Consider the following 6,341-nt stretch of genomic DNA (forward strand, 5'->3'; position numbering starts at 1 on the left):
GAAGAACCGTTCCGGTGCCTTGTTCTTGAACTTTTCTGCCCGTGTCGACGAGGCAATATCCGCATCGACGACGACGACGTCCGGATTTTTATAGATTTCCGTTTCCAGGACATGACCGTATGCATCCCGTGTTGATTGTGCCATCAGCCTTCACCTCCCAGTTCCTTCAGTGCCGTTGCGGCATCCTTGGCATCTAAGGCTTTATTGTGCCATTCCTTGTTATTTTCCATAAAATCGACGCCCTTGCCCTTGACCGTTTCGGCAATGATGACCGTCGGCTGGCCTTTGTGGGCCAGGGCTTCCTGCAAGGCGCTTTTGATTTGCGTAAAGTCGTAGCCGTTAATGGTAATCGTGTGCCAATGGAAATCGCGGAATTTAGCGTCGATAGGCATGATGTTCATGACGTCTTCCGTCGTGCCGCCTAGCTGCAGCTTATTATGGTCGATGATGAGTGTCAGGTTATCGAGCTTGAAGTGGGCACTGGTCATAGCCGCTTCCCAGATAATGCCTTCTTCAATTTCTCCGTCGCCGCAGAGGACATACGTATGCCAAGCGGCATGGTCGAGACGGGCGCCGAGGGCCATGCCGTTACCGGCCGACAGGCCTTGGCCCAGAGAGCCTGTAGACATGTCGATGCCCGGCGTGCGGTTCATATCCGGTACGCCCTGGAGCATAGCACCGCACTGGCGCAATTGCCAAAGCTCTGCTTCCGGGAAAAAGCCCTGCAGCATAAGCGTGGCGTAGAGGGCCGGTGCGGCATGGCCCTTGGACAGGATGAGCCGGTCCCGGTCAGGCCAATGGGGCTTTTGGGGATCGACATGCATGAATTCGCCGTATAATACCTGCAGTATTTCGACGATAGACAGAGAACCACCGGGATGGCCGGCGCCTGCAGCAGCCAGCATCTTGACGACGTACGAGCGCACCTCGGCGGCCCTGTGCGTCAGTTCTTCGTTAGTCATACGATTCATCTCCTTATGAAAACAAAATCATATATAGCATACGTACAGCATAGACCTTTTTGGCCCTGCCGTAAAGTGTCGGCACGCCGGGATCGGCAGTGTTAAACAAACTATAACTTCCTGGGAAACTGCTTGACAATATGGGCCGTTTAGCCTATTATATGCGGATGATATATGGCGCCGCACGACGGTGCCGGAAAGTTTCAATGTCCCTTTCTTTGGGGCAGGAGGAAATATATGGATGTACTGAAATACGGGCGGTCCCTGTCGCCGGCGCAGATCATCGTGTACAGCTTTGCGCTCTTTATCCTGGCCGGGACGGCCCTGCTTATGCTGCCTGCAGCCACTGTCGATGGCGCCGGTGCGACCTTTACGGATGCCCTCTTTACGATCGTTTCCGCCGTCTGCGTAACGGGCCTTTCCGTACAGGATACGGGGACCTACTGGACCTTCTTCGGTCAGGCGGTCATTCTTTTTGCCATTCAGGTCGGCGGCCTGGGCGTCGTCACGGCGGCCATTTCCCTGACCGTCTTTTCAGGCTGTAAGATCGGCCTCATGCAGCGCAATACCATGCAGGAAGCACTGGCGGCGCCACAGCTCAAGGGCATCGTCCAGCTGGTGCTCTTCATCCTGAAGTATGTCGCCATCATTGAGCTCGTAGGCACACTGCTTTTGTATACGGTCTTTGCGCCGCAATACGGCTGGGTCACCGGCTGGTGGTATGCTATGTTCCACGCCATTTCGGCCTTTTGTAATGCCGGCTTTGATATTATGGGACCGGCTGGCGGCGGCTCCCTTACGACGTATGAATTCAACCCTGTCGTCAACACGGTCATCATGCTGCTCATCATCATCGGCGGCCTGGGCTTTATGACCTGGGCCGATGTGCGTACCCACGGCTTCCACATCCGGGCGTACCGCCTGCAGTCCAAGATCATCCTGATCATGACGGCTGTGCTCATCATCGTGCCGACGCTCATCTTTTACGCTACGGAATTTGGCCAGAACCACGATACGATGTACCTCTTCCCGGCCATGTTCCAGGCCGTGACGACGCGTACAGCCGGCTTTAACAGCGTCGATCTCATGACCCTTTCCGAATCCAACCGGGCTATCCTGATCCTGCTCATGCTCGTCGGCGGGGCGCCGGGCTCGACGGCCGGCGGCATTAAGACGACGACGGCCTTTGCCCTCTTGGCATCGGTGTGGGCCATGATGCGGCGCAGCTCCGATATTTCCTGCTTTGGCCGGCGTATTTCCGAGGATACACTGCACAAGGCAACGGTGCTCTTCATGATGTATCTCCTCTTGATCATCTTCAGCACCATCTTCATTTCCGCCTTGGATGATTTTTCCATCCTCGATTCGTGTTTTGAAACGGTTTCGGCTATTGCGACAGTAGGCCTTTCTATCGGCATTACAGATCAGCTGAGCACGCTCTCTAAGTATATTCTGATCTTCCTTATGTTCTTTGGCCGTGTCGGTGCCTTGACCTTTGTCTTTGCCGTTCACTCCAAGTTTGACGGCACGCGCAGCCATTACGTCAAGGAAGACGTCGTTATCGGTTAAGAAAGAAGGACAACCACGTGAAATCTATTTTAATCATCGGCTTAGGCCGTTTTGGCAGCCATATTTGCATGATTCTCCATGACATGGGTCATGAAATCCTCGTCGTCGACACGTCAGAAGAACGGGTACAGAAAATGCTGCCCTATGCGACGAACGGCCTCGTTGCGGACAGCACGGACAAAAGCTTCCTCGAATCTCTGGGGATTCCTAATTTTGATATTTGCCTGGTGACCATCGGTGATGATTTCCAGAGCTCTATGGAAACGGCGGCACTCCTCAAGGACTTGGGCGCTAAGCTCGTCGTATCCCGTGCCTCCCGGGGGATTCATGAAAAACTCTTGCGCCGCTGCGGTGCTGACGTCACGGTCTACCCGGAAAAGCAGACGGCCTTTCTGACAGCCCTGCGCTACGGCTCGGATTCCCTCTTTGAATACTTCATCATCAGCAAGGATTACGCCGTTTGTGAAGTGGCCATTCCCCAGGCCTGGATCGGCAAGACCGTTGGTGATCTGAATATTCGCAAAAACTACCATATCAATATCCTGGCCCTCAAGAAAGGCGAAGAGCTTACGGCTGAAATCACGCCGCAGACGGTCTTTACGGAAGATCACACGATTCTCATCTTGGGTAAAAAGGAAACACTCGAACAATTCTATTGAGCTTAGCATATAGGAAAAGACCTGCATAACGCGCTATGCAGGTCTTTTTGTAAGAAATTCTCAATATCGTTGTAATAACAACAGATTCATTTTTCTCCCTATCGTATACTACAGCCATAAGGATGAAGCAGTCCTAACAAGCTAGATAAAATACCAACCGGAAACGGTGAAGGGAGCGATATATATGAGCTTTATCGATTGGCAGGACAAAATTAAGGATTTTAAAAAAGTAGACGTACGGGGCATTCAGGGAAACTTCTTTCCCGGACTGAAACAGCAGGCAGCCAAGCTGCCCGTTGGCGCCGGCCTGGAAGTGGTCCAAAACTTTGACCCCATTCCCTTGTACGAAGTTATGCAGGAATTAGGCTTTGAATATCATACGGAACAGACCGGTGATGCTGATCATGCGTACTTCTATAAGACGACGGCTAGCAGTGATCCCGGTGACATTCCCATGCGCCCGGCCGCACTGACCAACATGCCCCTCATCGATGATGAACTGGGCAAGCTGTCCGTCTCCTTCTGGGATCTCACCTGGAATGATTCGAAACGCTTTTTGCCCTATGAATTCCGTCTCCTCTTGTCCCCGACCAATGCCGTCGGTGCCGGCCGCATGCGTCAGGCTACGCAAGAATTGGTCAAAGCCTATATCCACGGCTTGCCGTCAGCTGCCCTGGACGACGTCTTTGAACTCTTGGCGTGGAACCAGAGGATCGGCTTCTTCAGTTCTGAAATCGGTCCGTCCACCCTGTTCCAGGCTTATAAGACCGTAAGAAACCTGGAAAAACAGGGGAAGAGCCGGGCAGAAATCGGCGCTGTCCTGAAGGAAAAATTCGGCGAAAAGAATCCCGACATAAAAGTTCAGTAACAACGTATTCTAGATAAAATGCGTGAGATAGTGTATACTAAACAATAAGTATAACTATTGGAATTTCAAAGAGGCAAGTGTTATGAGAAAACATGTAAAAGGTAATGTCAGCTGGATTGGCTATGTCGATTGGGAACTGGAAAGCTTCCACGGCGATGATTATTCGATTTACAACGGCTCCAGCCAGAACGCCTATCTGATTGAAGAAGAAAAGACGGTCCTCGTCGATACGATCTGGGTTCCCCATCGTTTCGACTTTATCGAAAACCTGAAAAAGGAAATCGATCTGCACAAGATCGACTACATCATTGCCAACCACGGCGAATGCGACCATTCCGGCGCCTTGACGACGCTCATGGAAGAAATTCCTGATACGCCTATTTATTGCACGGCCAACGCTGTCCGCAGCATTGAAGGCCAGTACGGCAAACGGGGCTGGAATTTCCACGTCGTCAAAACCGGCGACAGCCTCGACATCGGCAATGGCAAAAAGCTTATTTTCGTAGAAATGCGTATGCTCCATTGGCCTGATTCCATGGCAACGTACATGACCGGCGACAACATCCTCTTCTCTATGGATGCCTTCGGCCAGCACTATGCCGTAGAAGAACTGTTCAACGACAAAGCCGACCAGTGTCTCCTGAACCGCGAAGCCATGAAATACTTCGCCAACATCCTCAACCCCTTTGCCCCCATTTTGACAAAGAAACTCGAAGAAATCGGCAAACTCAACCTGCCCATCGGAATGATCGCTCCGTCCCACGGTGCTATTTGGCGCACCGATCCCTTGCAGATCGTCGAAAATACGCCCAGTGGGCTGATGCCTACCAGGAAAACCAGGTTACCATTGCCTACGATACCATGTGGAACGGCACAGAATCCATTGCCCACAAGATCGCTTCGGAAATCCATGCCCAGAGCCCGGATACAGTCGTCAAGGTCTTCAATATTGCCAAGTCCGATAAGAATGAAGTCATGACGGAAGTATTTAAATCCAAGGCCATTGCCGTCGGTTCGCCGACCGTCGGCTGCAGCATCCTTTCCAGTGTTGCCGGCTGGCTGGAATTCCTGAAACAGCTGAAGTTTAAGAATAAGAGAGCCGCTGCCTTCGGCTGCTATGGCTGGAGCGGTGAATCCGTCAAAATTCTCCAGGCTAAATTGAAAGAAGCTGGCTTTGACGTCATTGACGACAATATCCGGTCCCAGTGGAATCCGGAAGAAAGCGATTACGCCGCTGTACCGGAACTGGTAAAACACCTCTTAGGTTAACACCCATACCTCCTCTCACGTAGTGTCAGGGCACGGTCGTGCCGGGTTATCCCGGCGCGGCCGTGCTTTTTTTGTCAGCCTAAGATGATGTTGTCGATAAGGCGCGTCTTGCCAATGCGTACGGCCAGGGCAAGGAGGCTCTTTTCATCGACCGTTTCGATTGCTTCAAGGGCCGGGAAAGAAAAGAGATCTACGTAGTCGATAGCGGCTAGCGGTTCCCCTGCGATTTCTTTCGTGACCAGCGCCTTCAGGACGGCTGCGTTGCGTTCGCCCTTTTCATAGGCGTCCTTTGCCAGGCGCAGGCTGCGCGACAAGACGAGAGCTGCCGTCTTTTCCTCCGGCGACAGATAGACGTTGCGCGAGCTGCGGGCCAGGCCGCTTTCTTCCCGCACGATGGGGACCATGTTGATATGAACCGGCAAGTTCAGATCCTGGACAAAGCGGCAGACAACGACGACCTGCTGGGCATCCTTTTGGCCGAAAAAGGCTTCGTCTGCCTGGGTAATGTTAAAGAGCTTCGTTACGACTGTGGCGACACCGCGGAAGTGGATAGGCCGCTGGGCACCACAGAGCTTGTGTGTGATATCGCCGTCGACGTTGACGTACGTACAAAAGCCCTGGGGATACATGTCTGCCGCTTGCGGATGAAAGACGGCATCGACGCCGACGCTTTCGAGCTTCCGGCAGTCTTCTTCAAAACGGCGTGGATAGGCGTCAAAATCTTCATTGGGGCCGAACTGGGTTGGGTTGACGAAGACCGATGCGATGACGAAATCCGTCGCTTCTTTTGCCGCCCGCATCAGCGTCAGATGGCCTTCATGTAAGGCTCCCATCGTGGGTACCAGGCCGATCCGGCGGCCTTCCTGCTTCAGGCGCAGGGCAAATTCCTGCATTTCTTTGACTGTGCGAAAAATCTTCAAGGTTCATACACTCCTTTTGATGGTTTTGGGGCAAAAGAGTATAAAAAAAGGGTTATAGGGCAAAACGTGTTGGTAAAAATTTATATTATGCTTG

7 protein-coding genes are annotated in these 6,341 nt (G+C 52.5%); 5 read left to right on the plus strand and 2 right to left on the minus strand.

Annotated features, from left to right (window positions below; genetic code table 11):
• Window positions 1-143 precede the first annotated feature (143 nt).
• Window positions 144-971, minus strand: a complete 828-nt coding sequence (locus tag M3200_RS08545) for a transketolase (RefSeq protein WP_288178250.1) — start codon at window positions 969-971, stop codon at window positions 144-146.
• Between the two features lie 228 nt (window positions 972-1,199).
• Between M3200_RS08545 and M3200_RS08550 the strand changes: the two genes are divergently transcribed.
• The 5 genes from M3200_RS08550 to M3200_RS08570 all read left to right on the plus strand — a co-directional run bounded on the left by M3200_RS08550 (window position 1,200) and on the right by M3200_RS08570 (window position 5,327).
• The gene (locus tag M3200_RS08550) at window positions 1,200-2,531 is read left to right on the plus strand and encodes a TrkH family potassium uptake protein (protein ID WP_022383109.1); all 1,332 of its coding nucleotides are present in this window, start codon (window positions 1,200-1,202) and stop codon (window positions 2,529-2,531) included.
• A 17-nt stretch (window positions 2,532-2,548) separates the two neighbouring features.
• Window positions 2,549-3,190 carry a potassium channel family protein gene (locus tag M3200_RS08555; protein WP_022383110.1) on the plus strand — a complete coding sequence of 214 codons (642 nt, stop codon included), beginning with the start codon at window positions 2,549-2,551 and terminating at the stop codon, window positions 3,188-3,190.
• Window positions 3,191-3,374: 184 nt separating this feature from the next.
• Window positions 3,375-4,058, plus strand: a complete 684-nt coding sequence (locus M3200_RS08560) for a DUF2249 domain-containing protein (protein ID WP_022383111.1) — start codon at window positions 3,375-3,377, stop codon at window positions 4,056-4,058.
• Between the two features lie 82 nt (window positions 4,059-4,140).
• Window positions 4,141-5,037 (plus strand): oxygen-binding di-iron domain-containing protein, encoded by an 897-nt coding sequence (locus tag M3200_RS08565; protein ID WP_022383112.1) that lies wholly within the window; start codon window positions 4,141-4,143, stop codon window positions 5,035-5,037.
• A complete protein-coding gene (locus tag M3200_RS08570) occupies window positions 4,920-5,327 on the plus strand; it encodes a flavodoxin domain-containing protein (protein WP_231939271.1) in 408 nt (135 codons plus the stop codon). The genes M3200_RS08565 and M3200_RS08570 overlap by 118 nt, the downstream gene beginning before the upstream one ends.
• A 74-nt stretch (window positions 5,328-5,401) precedes the next feature.
• Here the strand turns inward: M3200_RS08570 and panC are convergent, their stop codons facing one another.
• Complete coding sequence (panC, locus tag M3200_RS08575; RefSeq protein WP_022383114.1) at window positions 5,402-6,247, minus strand: pantoate--beta-alanine ligase; 846 nt, start codon at window positions 6,245-6,247, stop codon at window positions 5,402-5,404.
• Window positions 6,248-6,341: the final 94 nt, after the last annotated feature.

It is taken from the genome of Dialister sp. CAG:357 (assembly GCF_000435155.1).
GTDB lineage: Bacteria > Bacillota > Negativicutes > Veillonellales > Dialisteraceae > Dialister > Dialister hominis.

Bases quoted from the DNA above. Each gene is read 5' to 3' on its own strand.
- M3200_RS08560 (WP_022383111.1), top strand. From the start codon at position 3,375: ATGAGCTTTATCGATTGGCAGGACAAAATTAAGGATTTTAAAAAAGTA.
- M3200_RS08565 (WP_022383112.1), top strand. From the start codon at position 4,141: ATGAGAAAACATGTAAAAGGTAATGTCAGCTGGATTGGCTATGTCGAT.
- M3200_RS08545 (WP_288178250.1), bottom strand. From the start codon at position 971: ATGAATCGTATGACTAACGAAGAACTGACGCACAGGGCCGCCGAGGTG.
- M3200_RS08570 (WP_231939271.1), top strand. From the start codon at position 4,920: ATGTGGAACGGCACAGAATCCATTGCCCACAAGATCGCTTCGGAAATC.
- M3200_RS08550 (WP_022383109.1), top strand. From the start codon at position 1,200: ATGGATGTACTGAAATACGGGCGGTCCCTGTCGCCGGCGCAGATCATC.